Source organism: Microbacterium sp. NPDC089987 (genome assembly GCF_044748505.1).
Lineage (GTDB): Bacteria > Actinomycetota > Actinomycetes > Actinomycetales > Microbacteriaceae > Microbacterium.
The window spans coordinates 444859-465818 of sequence record NZ_JBIVGE010000001.1 but is presented as its reverse complement, the minus strand read 5'-3'; the positions used below and the strand labels follow the sequence as shown (position 1 = coordinate 465818).

Annotated in this window: 22 protein-coding genes; 10 read left to right on the top strand and 12 right to left on the bottom strand. The window is 67.2% G+C overall.

Annotated features, from left to right (window positions below; genetic code table 11):
• Window positions 1-8: 8 nt before the first annotated feature.
• The 3 genes from ligD to ACIPV2_RS02145 all read right to left on the bottom strand — a co-directional run bounded on the left by ligD (window position 9) and on the right by ACIPV2_RS02145 (window position 4922).
• Window positions 9-1070 (bottom strand): non-homologous end-joining DNA ligase, encoded by a 1062-nt coding sequence (gene ligD / locus ACIPV2_RS02155; protein WP_400837853.1) that lies wholly within the window; start codon window positions 1068-1070, stop codon window positions 9-11.
• 78 nt (window positions 1071-1148) lie between these two features.
• On the bottom strand, window positions 1149-2309 hold the full coding sequence (locus tag ACIPV2_RS02150) for an SseB family protein (protein WP_400837850.1): 1161 nt from the start codon (window positions 2307-2309) through the stop codon (window positions 1149-1151).
• Between the two features lie 63 nt (window positions 2310-2372).
• Window positions 2373-4922 (bottom strand): ATP-dependent helicase, encoded by a 2550-nt coding sequence (locus tag ACIPV2_RS02145; RefSeq protein ID WP_400837847.1) that lies wholly within the window; start codon window positions 4920-4922, stop codon window positions 2373-2375.
• A gap of 71 nt (window positions 4923-4993) precedes the next feature.
• Here ACIPV2_RS02145 and ACIPV2_RS02140 point away from each other — a divergent pair, with 71 nt between their 5' ends.
• The 7 genes from ACIPV2_RS02140 to ACIPV2_RS02110 all read left to right on the top strand — a co-directional run bounded on the left by ACIPV2_RS02140 (window position 4994) and on the right by ACIPV2_RS02110 (window position 8801).
• On the top strand, window positions 4994-5392 hold the full coding sequence (locus ACIPV2_RS02140; RefSeq protein WP_400837844.1) for a pyridoxamine 5'-phosphate oxidase family protein: 399 nt from the start codon (window positions 4994-4996) through the stop codon (window positions 5390-5392).
• Between the two features lie 21 nt (window positions 5393-5413).
• On the top strand, window positions 5414-5806 hold the full coding sequence (locus ACIPV2_RS02135) for a YccF domain-containing protein (RefSeq protein ID WP_400837842.1): 393 nt from the start codon (window positions 5414-5416) through the stop codon (window positions 5804-5806).
• A 127-nt stretch (window positions 5807-5933) separates the two neighbouring features.
• Complete coding sequence (locus ACIPV2_RS02130) at window positions 5934-6242, top strand: hypothetical protein (protein WP_400837839.1); 309 nt, start codon at window positions 5934-5936, stop codon at window positions 6240-6242.
• A 1-nt stretch (window position 6243) separates the two neighbouring features.
• On the top strand, window positions 6244-7551 hold the full coding sequence (locus tag ACIPV2_RS02125) for a hypothetical protein (protein ID WP_400837837.1): 1308 nt from the start codon (window positions 6244-6246) through the stop codon (window positions 7549-7551).
• Window positions 7552-7576: 25 nt separating this feature from the next.
• The gene (locus tag ACIPV2_RS02120) at window positions 7577-8104 is read left to right on the top strand and encodes a hypothetical protein (protein ID WP_400837834.1); all 528 of its coding nucleotides are present in this window, start codon (window positions 7577-7579) and stop codon (window positions 8102-8104) included.
• A gap of 11 nt (window positions 8105-8115) precedes the next feature.
• Window positions 8116-8520, top strand: a complete 405-nt coding sequence (locus tag ACIPV2_RS02115; protein WP_400837832.1) for a hypothetical protein — start codon at window positions 8116-8118, stop codon at window positions 8518-8520.
• Window positions 8511-8801 (top strand): WXG100 family type VII secretion target, encoded by a 291-nt coding sequence (locus ACIPV2_RS02110; protein WP_400837829.1) that lies wholly within the window; start codon window positions 8511-8513, stop codon window positions 8799-8801. The genes ACIPV2_RS02115 and ACIPV2_RS02110 overlap by 10 nt, the downstream gene beginning before the upstream one ends.
• 79 nt (window positions 8802-8880) lie before the next feature.
• Here ACIPV2_RS02110 and ACIPV2_RS02105 read toward each other — a convergent pair whose 3' ends face one another.
• A complete protein-coding gene (locus ACIPV2_RS02105) occupies window positions 8881-9864 on the bottom strand; it encodes a glycerophosphodiester phosphodiesterase family protein (protein ID WP_400837826.1) in 984 nt (327 codons plus the stop codon).
• 86 nt (window positions 9865-9950) lie between these two features.
• Here ACIPV2_RS02105 and ACIPV2_RS02100 point away from each other — a divergent pair, with 86 nt between their 5' ends.
• Both ACIPV2_RS02100 and ACIPV2_RS02095 read left to right on the top strand, forming a co-directional pair.
• On the top strand, window positions 9951-10883 hold the full coding sequence (locus tag ACIPV2_RS02100) for a Bax inhibitor-1/YccA family protein (RefSeq protein WP_400837823.1): 933 nt from the start codon (window positions 9951-9953) through the stop codon (window positions 10881-10883).
• Between the two features lie 176 nt (window positions 10884-11059).
• The gene (locus tag ACIPV2_RS02095) at window positions 11060-11332 is read left to right on the top strand and encodes a GlsB/YeaQ/YmgE family stress response membrane protein (protein WP_101187418.1); all 273 of its coding nucleotides are present in this window, start codon (window positions 11060-11062) and stop codon (window positions 11330-11332) included.
• 104 nt (window positions 11333-11436) lie between these two features.
• Here ACIPV2_RS02095 and guaA read toward each other — a convergent pair whose 3' ends face one another.
• The 8 genes from guaA to ACIPV2_RS02055 form a co-directional block, all read right to left on the bottom strand.
• The gene (gene guaA / locus ACIPV2_RS02090; RefSeq protein WP_400837819.1) at window positions 11437-13023 is read right to left on the bottom strand and encodes a glutamine-hydrolyzing GMP synthase; all 1587 of its coding nucleotides are present in this window, start codon (window positions 13021-13023) and stop codon (window positions 11437-11439) included.
• Window positions 13020-13502, bottom strand: coding sequence for a DUF3817 domain-containing protein (locus tag ACIPV2_RS02085; RefSeq protein ID WP_101187420.1), 483 nt, complete (start codon window positions 13500-13502; stop codon window positions 13020-13022). The genes guaA and ACIPV2_RS02085 overlap by 4 nt, the downstream gene beginning before the upstream one ends.
• Before the next feature lie 41 nt (window positions 13503-13543).
• Window positions 13544-14527: a class I mannose-6-phosphate isomerase gene (locus ACIPV2_RS02080; RefSeq protein ID WP_400837815.1), complete on the bottom strand. Its 984-nt coding sequence runs from the start codon at window positions 14525-14527 to the stop codon at window positions 13544-13546.
• Window positions 14524-15789, bottom strand: a complete 1266-nt coding sequence (locus ACIPV2_RS02075; RefSeq protein WP_400837812.1) for an ADP-dependent glucokinase/phosphofructokinase — start codon at window positions 15787-15789, stop codon at window positions 14524-14526. Before ACIPV2_RS02075 ends, ACIPV2_RS02080 begins: the two co-directional genes overlap by 4 nt.
• Window positions 15790-15814: 25 nt before the next feature.
• Window positions 15815-16678, bottom strand: coding sequence for a ketose-bisphosphate aldolase (locus ACIPV2_RS02070; protein ID WP_400837809.1), 864 nt, complete (start codon window positions 16676-16678; stop codon window positions 15815-15817).
• A 46-nt stretch (window positions 16679-16724) separates the two neighbouring features.
• Window positions 16725-17588 carry a carbohydrate ABC transporter permease gene (locus ACIPV2_RS02065; RefSeq protein WP_400837806.1) on the bottom strand — a complete coding sequence of 288 codons (864 nt, stop codon included), beginning with the start codon at window positions 17586-17588 and terminating at the stop codon, window positions 16725-16727.
• 2 nt (window positions 17589-17590) lie between these two features.
• The gene (locus ACIPV2_RS02060; protein ID WP_400837803.1) at window positions 17591-18514 is read right to left on the bottom strand and encodes a carbohydrate ABC transporter permease; all 924 of its coding nucleotides are present in this window, start codon (window positions 18512-18514) and stop codon (window positions 17591-17593) included.
• A gap of 83 nt (window positions 18515-18597) precedes the next feature.
• Window positions 18598-19893, bottom strand: a complete 1296-nt coding sequence (locus ACIPV2_RS02055; protein WP_400837800.1) for an ABC transporter substrate-binding protein — start codon at window positions 19891-19893, stop codon at window positions 18598-18600.
• A gap of 226 nt (window positions 19894-20119) precedes the next feature.
• Here ACIPV2_RS02055 and ACIPV2_RS02050 point away from each other — a divergent pair, with 226 nt between their 5' ends.
• Window positions 20120-20920, top strand: coding sequence for a DeoR/GlpR family DNA-binding transcription regulator (locus ACIPV2_RS02050; RefSeq protein ID WP_400837797.1), 801 nt, complete (start codon window positions 20120-20122; stop codon window positions 20918-20920).
• Window positions 20921-20960: the final 40 nt, after the last annotated feature.

Sequence of the window (20960 nt, the reverse complement as noted above, 5' to 3'; positions counted from 1 at the left end):
GGCAGTGCTCAGTCGTCGACGCGCTCGCCGTTCTCATCCCAGTTCTCGGCGACCTTCTTGCTCGGCTGGACACGCGGCGGCTCGCCGGGCATCTTCGGGAACTCGGGCGGAAACGGCAGCTCGCCCAGTCCGTTCTCGAGATCGCGCTCCCACCAGGCCAGCAGGGTGTCGATGCGCGCCGGCGAATCCTGCATCCTCGCCCACGGGTCGCCGATGTCGGCGAGCCGGGCGGGCACGGTGCGCACCGTGAACCGCCTCGGGTCGAGGTCCTCGAGCTCCTCCCAGTGGATCGGCGTCGACACCGGTGCGTTGGGCTTGGCACGCGGGCTGTAGGCGCCGGCGATGGTGCGGTCCCGATTCGCCTGGTTGAAGTCGACGAGGATCCGCTCCCCGCGCTCCTCCTTCCACCAGTTGGTCGTGACCCGATCGGGCATCCTGCGCTCGAGCTCCCGGCCCGCGGCGATCACCGCATGGCGCACGGTGAGGAACTCCCACTCGGGCACGATGGGGCTGAACACGTGCAGGCCACGGTTGCCGCTGGTCTTGATGAACGGGTCGAGCCCCGCCTCGCGCAGCACCTCGCGCAGTCCGATGGCGGCCGGGATCGCCTGCTCGATGCCGGTGCCCGGCTGCGGGTCCAGGTCGATGCGCAGCTCGACCGGGTTATCGGTGTTCGAGGCGAGGGATGCCCAGGGGTGGAACACGACTGTGTTCATCTGCACCGCCCACACGATCGCGCTCGGACGGGTGAGCACGAGCTGCGGATGACGGCGCCCGCTGTTGTACGTGCACATCACCGACTCGACGTAGTCAGGGGTGCCCTTCGGCGGGTTCTTCGAGAAGAACTGCTCACCGCGGATGCCGTCGCGGAAGCGCTCGAGCGAGACCGGACGGTGACCGGTGGATGTCAGGAACGCCTGCGACACCTGCTGCACGTAGTCGGCGTATTCGGCCTTGGTGATGCCGTCGCCGTCATCCGTCGGCCAGACCACCTTGTTCGGGCTGGACAGGTCGACCACGCGCTCCCCATCGGGATCCTGCACGGTCAGCTTCACTCGTTCAGAGGCCATGCTCCGACACTAGGGCGTGCCCCGGGGTGGAACACAGGGGCTTGCGGCCTCCCTGCTCGGAGCCCAGCCCGATGAGAGTCAGTCGCCGTCGATGTCGATGTCCAGCACGAGCACGGCACTCAGCTGGTCGCGCTCGATCGCGATCGACGGACCGGCGATGTCGACCAGCACGCCCGCGAGCCCGGAGTGCTCACCGAGCACCTTCGCGAGCTGCTCGGGCTGGAAGGGCAGCGGCTGGTCCTTGCGACCGAGCGCCACGACCTCCAGCGGGTGCGAGAACACCTGCAGGAACCGGCGCCCGTCGGTGGCGTGCGCCTCGGCGATGCCGACGGGCTGCCCGTTCGAGCCGTCGTTCACCGCGACCCAGCACCGGGTGCCGGCGAGCGCCTCAGCCACACGCACGGCGCTCTGCTCGTCGCGCGGTGCTGCCAGCGCAGTCTTCACAGCCATGTTCTCGTCGCCCTGCTCGACGGCCTTCTGCAGCAGCTCGGTCGGGAACACGGCCCGATGCGGCGCGGAGGAGTTGTCGATGATGATGCCGTTGAAGCCGCCGGCGATCACCTGCTGGTAGACCGCTGTCGTCGGCTGGGCGATGGCCGAGGTCGCCGCAGCGTCCTCGGCACCCTCGAGGGACTGCTGCAGGGCGCGGCCAGAGCTGTAGGCGAGCATGAACGAGCGCTCGCCGTCGCGGACCACACCCACCGAGAGCGGCTTGCCGGAGCTGATCTGCTCGCGGGCGTCGCCCTGCACGCGCAGGTAGAGATGGCCCTGCAGCGACTGACGCATCACGCCGAGCAGCTGCTCGTTGGTGGCGCCCTCCTGCAGCTCCGCGAGCGCCTCCCGCAGCAGGATGTTGTCGTTGAGACCGTCGACCGTATGCGTCTGCTCGGGCGGCATCGCCGGCGCGAGCGGAAGCTTCGGTTCGGCCTGCACGGTGGCGGCAGGCTGCTGGCCGGGCAGGCCCTGGCCGGTCAGGCCCTGGCCGGGCAGCCCCTGGCCGGACGTCGAGCGGGGGCGACCTGCCGGGCTTTCGACCTCAGGAGCCTCGGTCGGCAGACTCACCTCGGGGCCGGCGTCGGCGCCGACGCCGCGGAACGCCTGCACCGAGATGCTGACATCCGGAACCGGCTCGGCCGGCACCTCGGTCGCCGGTTCTTCGACGGCCTCGGCCTCGGCTGCGGGTGCTGCCGGGGCGGTCGGCTGGTCGTCGGACTTCTTGCGGCGAGAGAAGAGAGCCATACGAGTCAGCCTAACCGCACGATGGGCGCGCGATCCGACGGGCAGCACAGCGCCCTGCGGGCCTCAGAGCTTCGTGATGGGTGCGATCTTGATGAGCAGCTTCTTCTGGCCCGCCGAATCGAAGCGCACGTGCGCGATGCGCTTCGCGCCCTCGCCGGTCACGGCCTCGACGCGCCCTTCGCCGAAGTCGTCGTGGCGGATGCGGTCGCCGCCGGCGAGCTCGAGGTCGCCGTTGTCGCGAACCTTGCCGGTGACCTTGTTCGGGAAGCGGTCCATCGCGGTCGACAGCGGCTTGAGCCCGCCGCCCTTCGGCAGCGGCTTCGGTGCGCCCTTCGGCAGGCTCAGGGACCCACTCCCGCCGCCGAAACCGCCCGACCGGCGCGCGTTCAGCGCGCGCGACTGCATCCCGCCCCGCGAGTTCACGTCTCCCGGCGACTGGCGCCAGTCGATGAGCTCGCCGGGGATCTCCTGCAGGAACCGGCTCGGCATGGCCACCGAGACCTCACCGAACTGCGCGCGGGTCATCGCCAGGGAGAGGTGCAGGCGCTTGCGGGCACGGGTGAGGCCGACGTAGAACAGCCGCCGCTCCTCCTGAGGCCCGCCCGGCTCGCCGGCCGAGATGCGGTGCGGGATGAGGTCCTCCTCGACGCCCGTCACGAACACCGCGTCGTACTCCAGTCCCTTGGCGGTGTGCATGGTCATCATCGAGACCGAGCCCGACTCATCGTCGAGATCATCGGCATCGGACACCAGGGCCACCTCGGTGAGGAAGTCGGCGATCCCGCCGTCGGGGTTGTTGCGGGCGAAGTCGCGCGCAACGGCGACGAACTCGTCGAGGTTCTCCAGTCGCGCCTCATCCTGGGGGTCGCGGCTGGCGCGCAGCATGTCGAAGTAGCCGCTCCCGTTCAGCAGCACCGTGAGGCCCTCGGCGACCGAGGTCGCCGGCGGCACCTCGCCGGACGACGGGGTGAGGATCTCCGCCGCCTCGTTCAGGACTGCGTCGAGCTGCGTGATGGCCGCCTGGATCTTCGGCCCCACGCCCAGGAGCGGGGCATTGCGCAGCGCGTCCCGGAAGCTGAGTCCGTTCTCGTCGGCGAAGCGCGCGATCGAGGTCTCGGTGACATCGCCGATGCCGCGCCGCGGCTTGTTCAGGATGCGACGGACCGCCATCTCGTCGGCCGGGTTCGCCACGGCGACGAGGTACGCGAGGGCGTCCTTGATCTCGGCGCGCTCGTAGAACTTCGTGCCGCCCATGATCTTGTAGGGCACGGCCGCGCGGATGAAGATCTCCTCCAGGGCACGCGACTGCGAGTTGGTGCGGTAGAACACAGCCATCTCCGAGTACGGGATGCCCGCGCGGCGCAGCGCTTCGACCTCGTCTGCCACGAACTGGGCCTCGTCGTGCTGCGAGTACCCGGTGAAGCCCACGATCTTCTCACCCGGTCCGCGGTCGCTCCACAGGTTCTTCGCCTTGCGGTCGAAGTTGTTGCCGATCACGGCGTTCGCGGCGGAGAGGATATTCTGCGTCGACCGGTAGTTCTGCTCGAGCAGCACGACCTTCGCGCCCGGGAAGTCGCGTTCGAACTCGCTGATGTTGCGGATGTCAGCGCCGCGGAAGGCGTAGATCGACTGGTCCGAGTCGCCGACCACCGTGAGCGATGCCCCGGCAGCATCAGCGGCATCCTGGGTCCCTGAGCCCGTCCCCTGGGCTCCTGAGCCTGTCGAAGGATCGGGCTCGAAGATCATCATGCCGTTCATCTCGAAACCATCGGAGTGGGTCCCTGAGCCTGTCCCCTGGGTCCCTGAGCCTGTCCCCTGGGTCCCTGAGCCTGTCGAAGGGCGCGTCAGCTCGTGGATCAGCGCGTACTGCGCATGGTTCGTGTCCTGGTACTCATCGACGAGGATGTGCCGGAAACGACGGCGATATACGTCTGCGACGTGCGGGAACGCACGGAACAGGTAGACGGTCTGGCCGATGAGGTCGTCGAAGTCGAAGGCGTTCGCCCTCTGCAGCGCGCGCTGGTAGTCGGCGAAGATGTCGGCGAACTTGCGCTCAGCGGGGTCGCTGAGGTTCGCCTGGCGGGCGAAGCCCTCGGCATCCGTCAACTCGTTCTTCAGCTTCGAGATGCGCGACTGCACCGATCCGGGCGTCAGCCCGAAGGCATCCGCGTCGTGCTCCTTCACGAGTCTCTTCAGCAGCGCGCGGGAGTCGCCCGAGTCGTAGATCGTGAACGACTTGGTGAAGCCGAACTGCTCGGCCTCACGCCGCAGGATGCGCACGCACGCCGAGTGGAAGGTCGAGATCCACATGCCGCGGGCGACGTCGCCCACGAGACCGCCGACGCGCTCGCGCATCTCGGCCGCCGCCTTGTTGGTGAAGGTGATCGCGAGGATCTGGCTCGGCCACGCCTCGCGCTGGCGCAGCAGCAGGGCGATCCGACGCGTGAGCACACTCGTCTTGCCCGACCCCGCGCCGGCGACGATGAGAAGCGCGCTGCCCCGGTGGGTCACGGCCTCGAGCTGCTGCGGGTTGAGGCCGGCGAGCAGCTCGTCGCGCCCGTCGGAAGGGCGGGGGCCGGAGGATGCGGGGACGATGAGAGGGGCGTCGGTCATGGCACTTCGAGTCTATTCGGGGCGTCCGACACCGGGGTACGCTCGGAGCGAGCGGGAAGGACGGTGCCGAGATGATGACCGAGATGAGCGAGCAGGAGTGCCGGGAGCTGCTCAGGGCGACGACCGTGGGGAGGATCGGCTTCGTCGCGGATGCCCGGGTGCAGATCATCCCCGTCAACTACCTCGTCGACGGCGATGACGTCATCATCCGCGCCGCTCCGTCAGGCGTGCTCAGCCGGTTGACGGCGAGCACGGTTGAGGTCGCCTTCGAAGTGGACCACCACGATGATCTCGCGGGCTCCGGCTGGAGCGTCCTGCTGGGCGGATCTGTCTCGAAGATGACGGCTGAGGAGCTGGCGGCCGTGCCCGGCGCCTCGCGGCGCAGCCCGTGGGCCGAGGGCGACAGGTCGCTGCCGCTGCGCCTCACGCCGAGCTCGATCTCGGGTCGCCGGGTGCGCCGTCCCCGCTGACGGGGATGGGAGAATCAGCGCATGCGCACGATCCTCAACATCGTCTGGGTCATCTTCGCCGGTTTCTGGCTGTGGCTGGGCTACATCGTGGCCGGCATCGTGCTGTGCATCCCGATCATCACCATCCCCTGGGCGATCGCATCATTCCGCATCGCGGGATACTCGCTGTGGCCGTTCGGACGTCAGGTGGTCGATCACTCCAAGGCCGGTCTCGGGTCGGTCCTGGGCAACATCGTGTGGGTGATCCTCGCCGGGTGGTGGCTCGCGCTCGGACACATCCTGTCGGGCATCGCGCTGTGCATCACGATCATCGGCATCCCGATGGGCATCGCCGACTTCAAGCTCGTGCCGGTCTCTCTCATGCCGCTCGGCAAGGAGATCGTCCCCAGCCGCGGCGGGGCGCTCCGAGGCTGATCGGCCGGGTTCGCATGGCGCGGCCCGCTTGCCGGGCGACTTGGCATCGCCGAGCGGCGCACCTATCTTTGACACTGCATGCCTGCCGAGCAGCCGGATCGGCATGCGCTGAACGGGGGGGAGCCGGATGGCCGAGATCGAAGTCCACAGCGATGCGTACGATGCTGTGCGCGCGGCTCTGACCGAGGCGGCGTCCCAGCTCGCCGCGGCGCGCGGCACGCTCACCTCTGCGGTTCCCTCGAAGGCCTTCGGGCCGATCGGCGCGTTCATCCCACCGGTGCTCAACGCCGTCGGCGGCGCGGTCGAGGGCGCCGCGACGTTCGCCGGCTCCGTGTCGCAGCGCACCGGCGACGGCATCCAGCAGGCGGTCGCGGATTTCCAGACGGTCGACGAGAACGGTCGCGCCGACCTCGACCGGATCGCCGCGGAGGGCTGACGTGGGATCGACCGTCCTCCCCGAGGCCGATGGCGCTGCCAGGGCGCTCGCATCCGGCAGCTGGACCGACGGGCTGCCGCCGTCGGCAGGCAGCGACGACTGCGGTGGCGGCCTGCACGGCTTCGCCGCGGAGCTCATGCAGTTCGTGCGTCCCCTGGAGCAGCTCTTGGAGCAGGTCGCCGGCGACCCGGCGGGCCTGTACCAGGCGTCGCATGCCTGGGAGACCTACGCGGGCTCTGTGCAGTCGACCTCTCAGCTGTACCAGCGCGCGCTCACCCAGATCAGCGGGCAGGTGCAAGGTCTGACCGCGAAGGTCGTCGAAGGCGCGCTCACCGTGCTGTCGGGCGCAACGCACTCGATCGCCGACTGGTCGAAGGTCATGAGCCAGGCGCTGCAGCTGTGCGTGCGGGCAGTCGAGGTCATGCGCTCGCTGGTGTGCGCGGGCTTCGAGCTGCTGTCGACCATCGGCGGCGGCATCAAGGACTTCCTATTCGGCAGCTGGCCATGGGAGCTCGACAAGAAGGCGCAGGTGATCCAGGAGTTCGCCGACAACTGCGCCCAGGTGATCGCCGAAGTCGTGTCCAACGTCGACCGCGCGCTGCAGGCGCTGCGGGAGATGCTGCGTCTGGCCACCGACCTCTACCGCGCGATCCTCCCGTTCCACCAGAAGCTCGAGGATCTGCTCGGCGAGCTGCTCGAGAAGTACCCGCCCGGCTCGCTGCTCGGTCCTCTCGGCGGCCTGCCGGGTGGCATCCCGGCGGGGAGCATGGGCGACGCGTATGATCCGGGACCGACTCCGTACGCGGGCTCCGATCACCGCTTCGTCGGAGATTACGACCTGGGCTACGCGCACCAGTTCGACCTGGGACCGACCGACATGAGCACCGAGCAGCTGAACCAGATGCTGCAGCAGGAGTTCGGGCATGTCTTCCTGCCGTCGCGCGAGGGCGACAACTCGCAGCTCAACATGCAGCTCACCGGCGAGGGTCAGACGATCAAGACCTCGCTGTTCGGCATGGGCATCCCCGGGGTGACCTCAGGGGACATCACGGTACAGCAGGTCACGGACGACGGCTTCGTGATCGCCGCCAAGCGCGGGCATCCGGAATATCCCGGGGAAGTCGCGTTCCGACTTCGCAACGTGGACGGCCGTGGGGTCTTCGAGGTGACCGGCGCCTACGATGAGACGATCCTGTCTAACCTGGGCTTCGGCGGCAACACGAACCCCGCTTATGCCGGCATCGCCGATGTCAGCATCTGGGCGGACATGCAGTATCGGCTGGAGGACATGATGCGGTATGGGCGTTAAGCGGGTGCTGGCGGCGGCGACCGTCGTGGTCAGCATCGTGACATTCGTCGGCTGCGCGGCGCGCACGGACAGGCCGAGCGACACGATTCCGCACGATGCACCCTCTGGTGGGCAGACCCTGGCCGAGATGCAGGATTCGCTGGGCTCCATTCCGGGGATCACGGTCACGGATGCCAGCAGTGCGCCGCCGAACATCAAGGGGAACACCGGCTACTCGATCGATCTGGAGGTCCAGCCCGGCTATACCGTCCTGGACGGGCCGGCGCTTGTTGATTTCGTTGTGGCATCGGTCTGGTCGGTGCGCGAGGGATACATGCCCAACGCACAGATCGACATCTCGGTGTCCATGCCACCGGGCGGCGTCTTCGATGTCGCCGCAGCGGCGGTCGAGTCGGGATGGGCGAAGGAGGCTCGCCTGCCGGCCGGCGAGCGCAGCACCGTCGGCGTGCTGCTGAATCCGAACAAGGATCAGGGCGCCCGTAACCTCGAGCGGCTCGGATCGTGGCCGGGTGACGTGCCGGATGCCCCTGGCGGCATCACCGCGCAGGAATGAGGAGGACCGACATGGACGAATCCGCGATCGAGGAGGGCTTCGCCGCCGCCCGACGGCAGCTGGACGACGTCACCAGACAGGCGCAGGAGAACCGCGCCCGGGCGAACGCGCTCGCTGCCGACGTCGAGAACATCGTCGAGTCCGTGCGCAGTCCGCGTGGTGAGGTGACCGTGCGTGCGCACGTCGGCGGCCGTCTCGCTGGGCTCGAATTCGGCTCGGGTGCTGAGGAGCTGGGTCTGGATGCCCTGGCCAGGGTGACGCTCACCACGATCGCCCAGGCGCAGCACAAGGCGATGACAGCGCTCGCCGAACGCGGCGCAGACCTCTTCGGTGAGCAGTCTGACATCGCGGCGAGTCTGCGATCCGACGCCAACCGGGGCTACCCCGCCGAGCCGACCGGACCGTCATGGACCTGAAGGTCGATCCCGAACGTCTCGATCAGCTCGCGGCGACCACCGCAGCCTCAGCGGACGCGATCGTCGAGTCGCTCGATTCCCTTGCCGCGGCCGCGCAGCAGCTGCGCGGCCAGTGGAAGGGGGAAGCGCAGAGCGCCTTCACCCGCCGCTCGTCGGCGAACGATGCTCAGTGGCGACAGCACGCGGCGACGCTGCGGCTCGCAGCGCAGCGGACGGCCCGGCTCGCACAGGAGTACCGTCAGGCTGACTCCGACGGGGCGCGCGCGGTTCTCGGGCGCTGAGCGATCGCCGCAGGTTCGTCCGCGAGCCGCGACGCGGTCCACGCCCGAGCGAGCCGGCGGTCGCATCCGACGGGTCCGATCAGCCGAAGAAGGCGACGCCCAGGTCGGGGTGGTCGACGAACACGCCGTCGACGCCCGTGCCGGCGATCTCTCGCCACTCGGCCTCGTAATCGCCGAACGCGGCCTTGCCTCCGGCTGCACGGAACCGCGGATCGAGGAAGGCGTTCTCCGGGCGGCATGTCCAGGTGAAGACGCGCAGACCCCGTGCGTGCGCATCGGCGACGATGGTGTTCCCCGCCGCCAGCAGCATCTTCTTGCTGACGCTGATGCCGTCGACGGTCCCGACGAGCTGGTCGAGCCCCGCGGGCGTGACGGCGGAGGCGTAGTCAGGAGCATGACGGCCCAGCGAGCTGACGAGGTCGAACGGCCTGCCCGCCGACTCGATGAGATAGATGAAGGACGCTGCGATGCCGGTCTTCTGCAGCCGGTGCAGGATGGTCGACTCGAAGGACTCGATGATCAGCGGGAGGTCCCCTTCTGCCCAGCCCCCTGCACGCAGGTCGCGCTCGATGAGCGGCGCGAGATCGAGCCCGATGCTGTCGAAGTAGGTGGCGTGCTTGACCTCGAGCACGATGGCGATCTCGCGGCCGTGCTCATCTGACCCAGCACGCACCAGCGCCAGCAGGTCAGGGAGGCGCAGGATCGGCTGCCCGTCGTCGAACGTCGCACTCGACTGGCGGATCTTGGGCAGCCGCTCACGGGTGCGCAGCGTGGACAGCTCAGCCCAGGTGAAGTCCTCGGTGAACCAGCCGGTGAGCGAGACGCCATCGATGCGCTTGGTCGTGCGCCGCCCGGCGAACTCCGGATGATCGGCGACATCGGTGGTGCCGGAGATCTCGTTCTCGTGCCGCAGCACGAGCACGCCGTCGCTCGTCGCGACGACATCGGGTTCGACGGCATCCACTCCCATCGCCAGGGCCAGCTCATAAGAGGATCGGCTGTGCTCGGGGCGATAGCCGGGGGCTCCGCGGTGACCGATGACGAGCGGTGTTCTCCTGGGCACGCTCACAGCGTAAAGCACCCATTGCATAGGTTCTCGCCGTATCTTTGAGGAAAGAGTTGACCGATCCCTCGGGAGCAGAGGCCACCATGAGCAATTTCGCATTCAACAACCCGGCGTTCCAGCAGCAGGACCCGCGCAATGTCGCAAGCTACCCGGGTTCGCCGCAGGGCACATACGCGCCGCCGCCCGCACCGGGCGCGGCCGCCGGCACCGCGTCGTTCCAGCACGCGGGGGTGGATGCCGCCGCCAACGCGCACCTGGAGGGGATGTACACCTCCCCATCCGCAGGCGCCCTCGAAACCGACCGGATGACGGTCGAGGACACGGTCTGGAAGACCGCAGGCCTCTTCGCCATCCTGCTCGTCACCGCCGTCGTCGGCTGGGTGTGGACCGCGACCAGCTTCGTCAACTCCGGCGGCAACGCCGACATGACCCCGTGGCTCGTCGGCGCGCTCGGCGGCTTCGTGCTCGCCATGGTCGTCACGTTCACCTCGCGCAAGAAGGTGCGCCCCGCCCTCATCTGGGCCTACGCGGCCTTCGAGGGTCTGTTCGTGGGCGCCATCTCGGCCTACTTCGAGATCATCTGGCCTGGTGTGGTTCTGCAGGCGACCCTCGCGACGCTGGCCGTTGTCGGCGTGACCCTCGCGCTCTTCGCCAGCGGCAAGGTGCGCGCCTCCAAGAAGATGACGAAGGTCGTGCTCATCGCGATGGTGGGCTACCTGGTGTTCCAGGTGCTGAACCTCATCCTCATGGCGACCGGCGTCGTGAACGCCGACCTCACCTTCGGCCTGTACAGCATGAAGGTCTTCGGGATCCCGCTCGGCGTCGTCATCGGCATCCTCGTCGTGCTCATGGCCGCCTACTCGCTGGTGATGGACTTCGACCAGATCCAGCAGGGCGTGCGCAACGGCGCTCCCCGCAAGTACGGCTGGATCGGCGCCTTTGGCATCATGGTCACGGTCGTCTGGCTGTACGTCGAGATCCTGCGCATCCTCGCGATCCTGCGCGGAAACGACTGATCAGAAGACATTTCGCGGAAGGGCCGCTCTCTTCGGAGTGCGGCCCTTCCTGCATCTGTCAGCGCTTTTACCGCATTCTCTCAGCTCGCACAAGGGTATGCCGCACATTCGTGGCAGTCGGGCAGGCTTGAGGCATCCGGAAACCCCCGGGTATCACTCACAGATCGGAGACACACATGGGCTTCCTCGCCTTTCTCCTCCTCGGACTCATCGCCGGTGCGATCGCGAAGCTGATCCTCCCCGGCAAGCAGGGCGGCGGCTGGATCGTCACCCTTCTGCTCGGCGTCGTCGGCGCCCTCCTGGGCGGCTGGCTCGGCAGCGTGCTCTTCAACGCTCCTCTCGAGGAGTTCTGGAGCCTGCAGACCTGGCTGCTCGCGATCGGTGGCTCGATCATCGTGCTGCTGATCTACGGCCTCATCGTCGGCCGCGGTGACCGCCGCCGCGCCTGACCTGCACACGAAAGAGGTCGCTGCCTTCGGGCAGCGACCTCTTTCGCATGTGAGCAGCTGGGAGCGGTGCAACGAAGAAGGGGCCGCCGTCGCGACCCCTTCTTTCACTCCCACTCGATGGTTGCCGGCGGCTTCGAGGTGACGTCGAGCACGACGCGGTTCACCTCGCGCACCTCATTGGTGATGCGGTTCGAGATCTTCGCGAGCACGTCGTACGGCAGACGCGTCCAGTCGGCGGTCATGGCGTCTTCGCTCGAGACGGGGCGCAGCACGATGGGGTGGCCGTAGGTGCGACCATCGCCCTGCACGCCCACGGAGCGCACATCGGCGAGCAGCACCACGGGGCACTGCCAGATGGTCTCGTCGAGGCCGGCCTTGGTCAGCTCCTCGCGGGCGATCGCGTCGGCCTCGCGCAGGATCTCGAGGCGCTCGCGGGTCACCTCTCCGATGATCCGGATGCCCAGACCAGGACCGGGGAACGGCTGGCGGCCGACGATCGCCTCGGGGATGCCGAGCTCGCGACCGATCGCGCGGACCTCGTCCTTGAACAGCGCCCGCAGCGGCTCGACGAGCTCGAAGTCGAGGTCATCGGGCAGGCCGCCCACGTTGTGGTGCGACTTGATGTTGGCGGTGCCCGCTCCCCCGCCCGACTCGACGACGTCGGGATACAGGGTGCCCTGCACGAGGAACTTCACCGGCGCTCCGCCGGTGGCCTTCGCCTCTTCGACGAGGTCCCGCTGCACCTGCTCGAAGGCGCGGATGAACTCGCGCCCGATGATCTTGCGCTTGGTCTCGGGATCCGTCACACCATCGAGGTGGCCCAGGAACGTGTCCACCGCATCGACGGTGATCAGGCGCACGCCGGTGGACTCGACGTAGTCCTTCTCGACCTGCTCGCGCTCGCCCTTGCGCAGCAGCCCGTGATCGACGAACACGGCGGTCAGCTGGTCGCCGATCGCCTTGTGCACGAGAGCGGTCGACACGGCGGAGTCGACGCCGCCGGAGAGAGCCGAGATGACGCGCGCGTCGCCGACCTGCTCGCGGATGCGCTCGATCTGCTCGGCGATCACGTTGTCGCTGTTCCAGTCGGCGGGCAGGCCCGCACCGCGGTGCAGGAAGTTCTCGATGATCGCCTGTCCGTTGACGGAGTGCTTGACCTCGGGGTGCCACTGCACGCCGTAGAGCCTGCGCTCCTCGTTCGCGAACGCGGCGACCTTGGTCGCCTCGGTGGTGGCGAGGACGTCGAAGCCCTCGGGAGCGCGCGAGACCTGGTCGCCGTGGCTCATCCACACGTTCTGCTCGGCGGGCTGGCCGGCGAGCAGCGTGCTCTCCGTGGCGGGGATGCGCGCGTCGGTCGCGCCGTACTCGCGAAGACCCGTGTGCGCGACCTCGCCGCCGAGAGTCTGCGCCATGTACTGGAAGCCGTAGCAGATGCCCAGCGTCGGGACGCCGAGGTCGAACACGGCCGGGTCGAGCTGCGGAGCACCGTCCTCATACACCGACGAGGGTCCGCCCGAGAGGATGAGCGCGACGGGGTTCTTCGCCGCGATCTCCTCGGCAGTGGCGGTGTGCGGCACGATCTCGCTGTAGACACCCGCTTCACGGACGCGGCGGGCGATCAGCTGCGCGTACTGCGCTCCGAAGTCGACGACCAGCGCGGGGCGCTGCTGGGTCTCGGTCTGCTCGGTCAACGGGCACCTTCCGGGGTGGTGGGCGCAGGCGTCGCGGCATGCTCCGCAGCCTCGCGCTGGGCGAGATAGGTCTTCACGTCGCGCGCCACGCGCGTCTCCATGAAGAAGGACAGCAGAGGGATGACGCCGCCGAGGGCGAGCAGGATGAAGCGCACGAACGGCCAGCGCATCATGCTCCACATGCGGAAGCACGCGAACAGGTAGACGACGTAGAACCAGCCGTGCGCGACGAGGATGCCCTGCGACACGTTGAAGCCGTCGCCCGTCGATTCGAGTCCGTCGGCGGTCTCGACGACCTCGGCGAACCAGAGCGGACCGCCGGAGCCGCCGAGGAAGAGTTCGAGGTGGATCGGCGTGTACTTCAGCACCATCTCGGTCACGAGCAGCAGCAGCATGACGCCGGTGATGATCGAGGCGATCTGGTAGAACTTCAGTGCTCCGCGGATCGCCGGGAAGCTGGCGACTCTGGGCTCGGGCATGGGTTCAGTCTAGTCGGCGTCGATCAACCGCCGATCCGGAGTCAGGGGGTGGGTGGGCGCGCCACGAGCAGCTCTCCGCGGCCCTGCGTTCTCAGCGCTCCTGCGTCGTGCGGCACAAGCACCGTTGTGCCTGCCTGCCAGGTCTGATCACCCGCCGACACAGAGCCCTCGCTCACGACGATGATCGCGAATCCGGCACGGAGCTCCACCTCGCCGTCGACTGGCGTCCGTTCGAGCCGAAAGTAGCGGTCGGCGTCCGAGGGGAACACGGATCCGGATGCCGGGGCGGCAGTTGAGAGGGCGCGCACCTCGACCTGGGAGCGGGCGCTGCGGTTCACGGCGGCGAGCGCAACCTCGAAACCCAGACCGAGGTGCCCGAGCGTGGGGCCGTCTATCGCGAACCCCTCCCATTCGAGCAGAATCGACAGATCCTCCGGCTGCTGGAGCTCGAGCAGCAGCACACCCTCTCCGATCGCGTGCAGCTCGCCGGGCGGGACCCAGACGACATCGCCGGGCACCACGTCAACCGCGTGCAGGAGTCCGAGCAGGGCGTCGACGTCCTGCCGCTCTACGAGGTCGGCCAGGTCTGCCGCCTCAACGTCGCGCTGTAATCCGACATGCACTGTGCCGCCCTGCAGGATGTACCAAGCCTCGGCCTTGCCGTGCGGGCGGCCCAAGTGCGAGGCAGCGAAGTCGTCGTGCGGATGTGCATGCACCGGCAGGCGCTGCCCCGCGTCGAGCAGCTTCACGAGCAGCCGGGTGTCGGCTCTCCAGCGACGAACGTGCTCCTCGCCCAGCCAGCTGACGGGGTCGGCCTCGACGAGATCCCGCAACAGGCGTCCATCTGGCAGGCGAGTGAGCCCGAGCTCGCGCTCGCCGTTTACCGTGGTGGTTGATCCAATCCAGTCCTCGGGCTCGCGGGGCGCGCTGCTGGCTTCGCCGCGGAACGCGCTGATGCGGGCTCCCCCGCGGTAGAAGCGCTCAGCGGGGCGATTTGCGGGAAGCTCTAGCGGTTGCGATGTCATGCCTGCTCCTGCTCGTACTCGTGCCCGTGCTCCTGTTCGGCGACGAACCCGGCGAGAAAGCCTCCGACGAACGTGTCGCCGAGTCCGATCGTGGTGGGGGTCGCGACGTCGAGGTCGAACGCAGGGACGCCGACCGCACCCGCGAGACGGCGCTCGACGACGGCGACGACCTCCGCGCCGCCACTGTGCTGAGACATTGTGCTTGTCTCGTCCACGCTGCGCTTGGTGAGCGCGTCCCCGACTCGATACCGCGTAGCCGCCACGACGACCGCGCTCGAGAGAGCAGACCGGTGACGGTGTGCCGACACCCCCACCGCGATGGCCCAGTACCGCGTGTGCACCAGCAGGGTTGCCGCGGGGACGATGTCCCGCACATCAGCAAGCGCCCGGGCGACGTCGTCCGCGTCGAGCAGGTCGACGTCGCGTCCCAGGTACTCCTGCAGCTCGTCCTCGTTCATGCCGTACACGTCGATGAGCGGCATCAGCCGCGCCCGCACAGTAGCTGCGAAGTCGCGTGTGTAGAAGCCCGCATCCTCGTAGTACACGAGTGCATCCGCCGGCAGAGATGCCATCGCGGCACGCACGTCATCGAGCCGTTGCTCGAGCAGGCCGTGGTCCTGCATCGTGTTGAAGCCCGAGACGAGGAACACGCACGACCGCGCGAGTTCGTCGGCCAGAACGGGAGCGATTACCATGTTGCGGTTGGGTGGGTCGTTCGCGAAGATGAGGCGGTTCGACGCCGGTGCGACGATGACGCCGTCGTCGAGCTCCACCCGCGTTCCGGCCGGGTACTGCACGATCAGATGCGGATCGAGGGTGTCCTCCGCCGCCGACGACACGTATGTAATTGCGGGCGGAAGGAGACGGCGCACCGTGTCGTCGATGCTCACAAGATGCTGGATGCTCGGGATGCCGAGCGCATTCAACACGAGGCCCGCGCGCACTCCCGTGCCGCCGAGCGTCGCGGCGAAGGCGAAGTGGGCGGCGAAGCTCTCGATGATGTCGGACGACGCGACGAACCGCTCCACTCCTGCGCCGGAGACGACGAATGCCAGGACCGTGACGAGCAGCGAGCGCTCGTCGACGATCGGCGCCGTGGTGATGAGTTCGCTTCGTCGCACACCGTGATGTCGTGCGAGGCGCTCGATCACCACGGCATCCCACTCCAGCTCGTAGTCGACCGTCCCGCCGAGTCCCAGCACGAGCGTGCCGCGGACGCCTCCGGCGGATCCGTTGCGAGTGCGCGAAGCCGTTTCGTCCACGACGCCGATCATCTCCGTCCGCCGCTCAGTACAACGACGCCTTGCCGTCGGCGCCGAAGAGTTCGATCTTCTCGGCGGCCGTCGCCTTCATCGCCTTGAGCGCCTCCGGCTGGATCGCGTTCGGCTCGCGCAGCCGGCGATCGGTGCCCATCACCTCGCGCATGCGGTCGTGGTACGAGACCTTGATGTCGCTCGAGATGTTGATCTTGTTGACCCCGAGCTCCACTGCGCGCCGCAGCTCGGCATCCGGGTTCGACGATCCGCCGTGCAGCACGAGGGGGATCTTCACGGCCGCCTTGATCTGCTCGAGCAGATCGTGGCGCAGCTCCGGGTTTTTATCGCTCGGGTACAGGCCGTGCGAGGTGCCGATCGCGATCGCGAGGCTGTCGACGCCGGTCTCCTCGACGAAGCGCACCGCGTCGTCAGGGTTCGTGTAGATGATCTCCGCCGCCCCCGACTCGCCGTAGCTGTCGTTCGCGCCGATGGTGCCGAGCTCGCCCTCGACCTGGATGCCCGCGGCGTGCGCAGCTTCGACGACCTTGCGCGTGATCGCGACGTTCTGCTCGAAGGGCTCGAGCGAGGCGTCGATCATCACCGACGTGAACCCGGCGTGGATGGCGCGGATGATCTGCTCGTAGCTGCCGCCGTGGTCCCAGTGGATCGCCACAGGGACGGTCGATCGGTGCGCGCGCGAGTGCATCGCGGGGATCAGATCGGTCGTGATATGCGACACCTCGTCGGGGTGGATCGCGATGATGACCGGAGCGGCCTTCTCCTCGCTGATGTCCATGACGCCGTTGAACATGGCCCAGTCACTGATGTTGAAAGCCGGGATAGCGAAGTCGTGCGCGTTCGCGATGTCAAGGATGGATTTGCCGGTGTAGAGCACTTGTGTTTCTCCTGTTTCGTGGTGGTCGTGAAAGGTCGAGCGCGGCTCAGCTCTTGACGGACCCGGCTGTGAGCCCACTGATGAAGTACCGCTGGAAGAAGAGGAAGAGGATCAGCACCGGAATCGACCCGAGCACGCTCATCGCCATAATCTGGTTCCAGTCGTATGAGTGCTGCCCCATCAGGAGCTGGATGCCGATCGGCACCGTGCGCATGTCGATGGACCGTGTCAGCGTGAGCGCGAAGAGGTACTCGTTCCACGCGATCATGAACGTGTAGATACCGACCGAGACGATGCCGGGCACCGAGATCGGAACGAGGATGCGCCACAGGGCCGTCATGGAGCCGGCGCCATCCACGCGGACCGCCTCGTCGAGCTCCTTCGGGAGGGTGTTGAAGTACCCGGTCATCATGATGATCGCGTACGGCAGCGTGAACACCAGGTACGTGAGGATCAGGCCCGCGTACGAGTTGTACAGTCCGAGCGCCACCATGAGTCCGAAGTACGGGATGAGCAGCGTGATCGGCGGCACCGCCTGCACGCTGACGATGACCACATTGAGAATGCGCTTGCCCCGGAACTCGAAGCGGCTGAACGCATAGGCCGCCTGGATCGCCACGATCAGCGTGAGGATCGTCACGGAACCGGCGACGACGTAGCTGTTCAAAAAGAACCGCATGGTCTCGGGATTCGTGAAGATCGCGACGTACGCGTCGAACGAGAATGTGTCGGTGATGAGTCGCGGTGGGAGCTCGAAGATCTGTGTGTTCGACTTGAACGAACTCGACAGCATCCAGAGCACCGGACCGGCGGCGAACACCGCGCCGAGGATCAGCGCGAGGATCAGACCGGACTTTGCGACGAGGTGCGACCGGGCGGGCCGGCGCCTGGTGTGGGCGGTGAGAGCCATGGTCAGTCCCTCGCTTTCTGGTGACGGACGTAGAAGACGGCGAGCACCATCGACATCAGCAACACGAGCACCGCGGAGGTCGCGGCGAGCGAGAAGTCGTACTTGGCGAACGCAAGTTTGTAGGTGAAGGTGCTGAGCACCTCGGTGACATCGATCGGACCGCCACCCGTCGTCATCCAGATCAGAGCGAACTGCTGTGACGTCCAGATAAGGTCGAGCAGCACAAGGCTGATGATGATCGGGCGCAGCTGCGGGATGGTGACGTTCCAGAAGCGCTGCACGGCATTCGCGCCGTCGACCCGGGCCGCTTCGTGCAGGTCGGCCGGCACGCCCTGGAGCCCTGCCAGCAGGCTGACCATGAAGAACGGGTACCCGGCCCAGATGTTGATGAAGATGATGGTGCCGAGCGCAAGCTGCGGCGAGGCCAGCCACTCGATGTCGGTGTTGAGCAGGAAGTTCACAACGCCTTTCGGCGCAAGGAGCATCCGCCACAGGACGGCGATGACCGCGACGGTGAACAGCCACGGGAGCACGTACAGAGCCCGGAAGATAGAGCGGGAGAATCGGCCGAGCAAGGGGCTGTTGAGCATCATCGCGAAGGCGAGGCCGAGCACGAGGTGCGCGGCGACGCTCGTGACAGTGAAGAGAATCGTGTTGCCCGTGGCCTTCCAGAACCCCGGGTCGGAGAGGATCTCCACATAGTTCGCGACGCCGACGAACTCGGGCGACTTGTTCAGGATCACGTTGTCCTGGAGCGAATAGCTGATGACCATCATGATCGGGACGATCATGAGGACGAACAGCAGGATGATCGTCGGCGAGAGGAAGCCGTACGACTCTGTAGTCTTGCGCAGCTGTCGTCTGCGCCGCGCGGGGGCGATGCCGGTGACGATCACTTCGGTGTCGTCGGACAGTTTCAGGCTCATGGGAACCGGTGCTCCTTGGTTGGTCGGGTGCCGCACCGCCGCGACGGTGCGGCACCCCATTCATGCGGGAGTCGGGTGAAGGGTCAGAACTCCTTCAGCCACGACTCCTGCGCCTTCTTCAGGGCGTCGTCAACCGACTGCTGGCCGTCGAACGCGGACTGCAGCTGCGCGCCGAGCTGGCGCATCAGGTCCTCTGCAACGGGTAGACCCGTAAACTCGTTGGCCGGATAGCCGGCCTTATAGATCTCGAACGCTTCAGCGAAGAGCTCGTCGTCGTCCACGAAGTCCGGCACCGACCCGGAATTGCCGGGGAACGCCTTCGCCATGGTTGACAGCTCAGCGTTCGTGTCCTGGCTCATCAGGAACTCCACGAGCTTGAATGCGGCATCCTTGTGATCCGAGTTCTCGGCGACGCCGATGCCCCAGGAGGCATAGGGGATGCCGCGCTCGCCGTCATAGCCGTCCTCCGCCGGGATCGCTGAGATCGAGAACTCGAGGTCGGGGTTCGACTCCCGGATCAGGTTGATGTGGGCGAGGGAGTCGATCATCATGCCGACGCGGCCGTTGGTGAACTCCTCCACCTTGTCCTGCTCCTTCATGGTGAAGGAGCCGGACGCGATGACGCCGTCGTCCCACAGACCTGCGACGTACTCGATCGCGGAAGTCACATCATCGTTCGTGAGATCGGGCTGGCCATCCTTCAGCATGGAGCCCCCGGAGGCCCAGACCCACGACATGACGTCATTCTGCACGCCGTTCGGCGCCTCGAGTGAGAGCGGGAGGACCCACCCGGAGACGTCGCCGCCGCGAGCGGTGACCTTGGCCGCGGCATCGGCGAATTCGGTACGCGTGGTGGGTGGAGTCGTGACGCCCGCCTCGGCGAGAAGGGTGTCGTTCGTGAACATCGGGTAGACGAAGTTCACGACCGGGATCATGTACGTGCTGCCGTCGACTTGGATCTGGCTGGCCAGCTCGCTGTCGTCGTAATCGTTCTCCTTCATGAGCTCCGTCAGATCGGCGATCACCCCCTGGGAGGCGAAGTCGTTCACCCACGCGCCGTCGAGGCCGATGACGTCGGGCATGGTGCCGGATGCCGCACCGGCGAACAGCTGCTCCTTGGTGGAGGCGTACGGTCCGCTAACCAGGTCGACCGTGACGCCGGGGTTCTCGTCTTCGAACTTGTCGATGAGTGCTCGAAACTCGCCATCGGATAGCTCGGGCTCCCACCACTGCGCGAACTCGATCGTGACCTTGCCCCCGTCGGAGCCTTCGTCACCACCTCCGGCCGTCGAACATCCCGCAACAGCGAGAACGGCCACGGCTGTTGTCGCTGCGCCGGCGAACTTCAGGGTGCGTCGCCCACGTGCTGCTGTGATCATCACTACTCCTCTTCGAGATCGTGCCGCATCACGGGCCTCAGTGCTCGTTCATGCGGTTTTAAGCAATGTTATGCAGCCCTTTGCTGTTACGCAAGCCTTTTGGGATCGTCGCATGTGGCTGGGGCGCCTTCTCAGGTCGCGAAGTCCCGGAATAATGCGGATTTGGTGAATGCGGCTTTCTGCTGAAATCTGCCGAATTTTCTGCAGCGTGTGCTAAAAATGGTGCATGGAAACACGCGCATCCTCGAAACGACGCCTCCCTGTCGGCCGCAAGGCCGACCTCGCCGCGTACGTCGAGCAGGCCGGAGAGGTCACCGTAGGCAGGCTCGCCGAGCACTTTGGGGTTTCGATTGACACGATCCGACGCGACCTCGATCAGCTCGACCGCGAGGGCGTCGTGATCCGCACCCACGGCGGGGCCTTGAGAGCGGAGGGCCAGCTGAAGGACCGCGCGCTCGACGTCCGTCTGCGGATGCAGACCGAGGAGAAGGAGAAGATCGGCCGGCTTGCGGCCGGGCTCGTCGACGAGGGCGCCGTAGTCATGCTCAACGCCGGCACGACGACCCTCGCCGTCGCACGGGCGCTGCGTAACCATCGCGACCTGACCATCGCGACGAACAACCTCCGTATTCCGGCGGAAATCTCCCCCTCTGCGTTCCGCGACCTGTACGTCTTCGGCGGTGCGGTACGCGCAATCACGCAGGCGACAACCGGGCCCGTGGCGTTCACCATGACGCCGGGCGGGCCCGAGGTCGACATCCGCTGTGACCTCGCCCTCATCGCGGTCGGCGCGGTCGACGAGGACGGGTTCTCGACCTCCAACATGGGTGACGCGACGATGATGGCCGAGATGATCCAGCGAGCGGAGCGCACCGCGATCCTCGCGGACTCGTCGAAGTTTGGCCGCCGGCTCTTCGCACAGGTCACGACGCTCGAACGCGTCGATTACGTTGTGACCGACTCGCCGCCCGCGCCCGCCTTCGCGACTGCGCTCGCTCAGGCCGAGGTGGAACTCCTCATTCCCTGACCCTCGTCTCCATGCCCGCCGCATTCTGGATGAGAGAGAG

Coding starts and splice junctions, on each gene's coding strand:
- ACIPV2_RS02095 (WP_101187418.1), top strand. CDS start 11,060: ATGGGCTTCCTCGCCTTTCTCCTCCTCGGACTCATCGCCGGTGCGATC.
- ACIPV2_RS02150 (WP_400837850.1), bottom strand. CDS start 2,309: ATGGCTCTCTTCTCTCGCCGCAAGAAGTCCGACGACCAGCCGACCGCC.
- ACIPV2_RS02055 (WP_400837800.1), bottom strand. CDS start 19,893: ATGATCACAGCAGCACGTGGGCGACGCACCCTGAAGTTCGCCGGCGCA.
- ACIPV2_RS02065 (WP_400837806.1), bottom strand. CDS start 17,588: ATGGCTCTCACCGCCCACACCAGGCGCCGGCCCGCCCGGTCGCACCTC.
- ACIPV2_RS02145 (WP_400837847.1), bottom strand. CDS start 4,922: ATGACCGACGCCCCTCTCATCGTCCCCGCATCCTCCGGCCCCCGCCCT.
- ACIPV2_RS02080 (WP_400837815.1), bottom strand. CDS start 14,527: ATGACATCGCAACCGCTAGAGCTTCCCGCAAATCGCCCCGCTGAGCGC.
- ACIPV2_RS02135 (WP_400837842.1), top strand. CDS start 5,414: ATGCGCACGATCCTCAACATCGTCTGGGTCATCTTCGCCGGTTTCTGG.
- ACIPV2_RS02115 (WP_400837832.1), top strand. CDS start 8,116: ATGGACGAATCCGCGATCGAGGAGGGCTTCGCCGCCGCCCGACGGCAG.
- ACIPV2_RS02060 (WP_400837803.1), bottom strand. CDS start 18,514: ATGAGCCTGAAACTGTCCGACGACACCGAAGTGATCGTCACCGGCATC.
- ligD (WP_400837853.1), bottom strand. CDS start 1,070: ATGGCCTCTGAACGAGTGAAGCTGACCGTGCAGGATCCCGATGGGGAG.
- ACIPV2_RS02110 (WP_400837829.1), top strand. CDS start 8,511: ATGGACCTGAAGGTCGATCCCGAACGTCTCGATCAGCTCGCGGCGACC.
- ACIPV2_RS02140 (WP_400837844.1), top strand. CDS start 4,994: ATGATGACCGAGATGAGCGAGCAGGAGTGCCGGGAGCTGCTCAGGGCG.
- ACIPV2_RS02100 (WP_400837823.1), top strand. CDS start 9,951: ATGAGCAATTTCGCATTCAACAACCCGGCGTTCCAGCAGCAGGACCCG.
- ACIPV2_RS02050 (WP_400837797.1), top strand. CDS start 20,120: ATGGAAACACGCGCATCCTCGAAACGACGCCTCCCTGTCGGCCGCAAG.
- ACIPV2_RS02130 (WP_400837839.1), top strand. CDS start 5,934: ATGGCCGAGATCGAAGTCCACAGCGATGCGTACGATGCTGTGCGCGCG.
- ACIPV2_RS02085 (WP_101187420.1), bottom strand. CDS start 13,502: ATGCCCGAGCCCAGAGTCGCCAGCTTCCCGGCGATCCGCGGAGCACTG.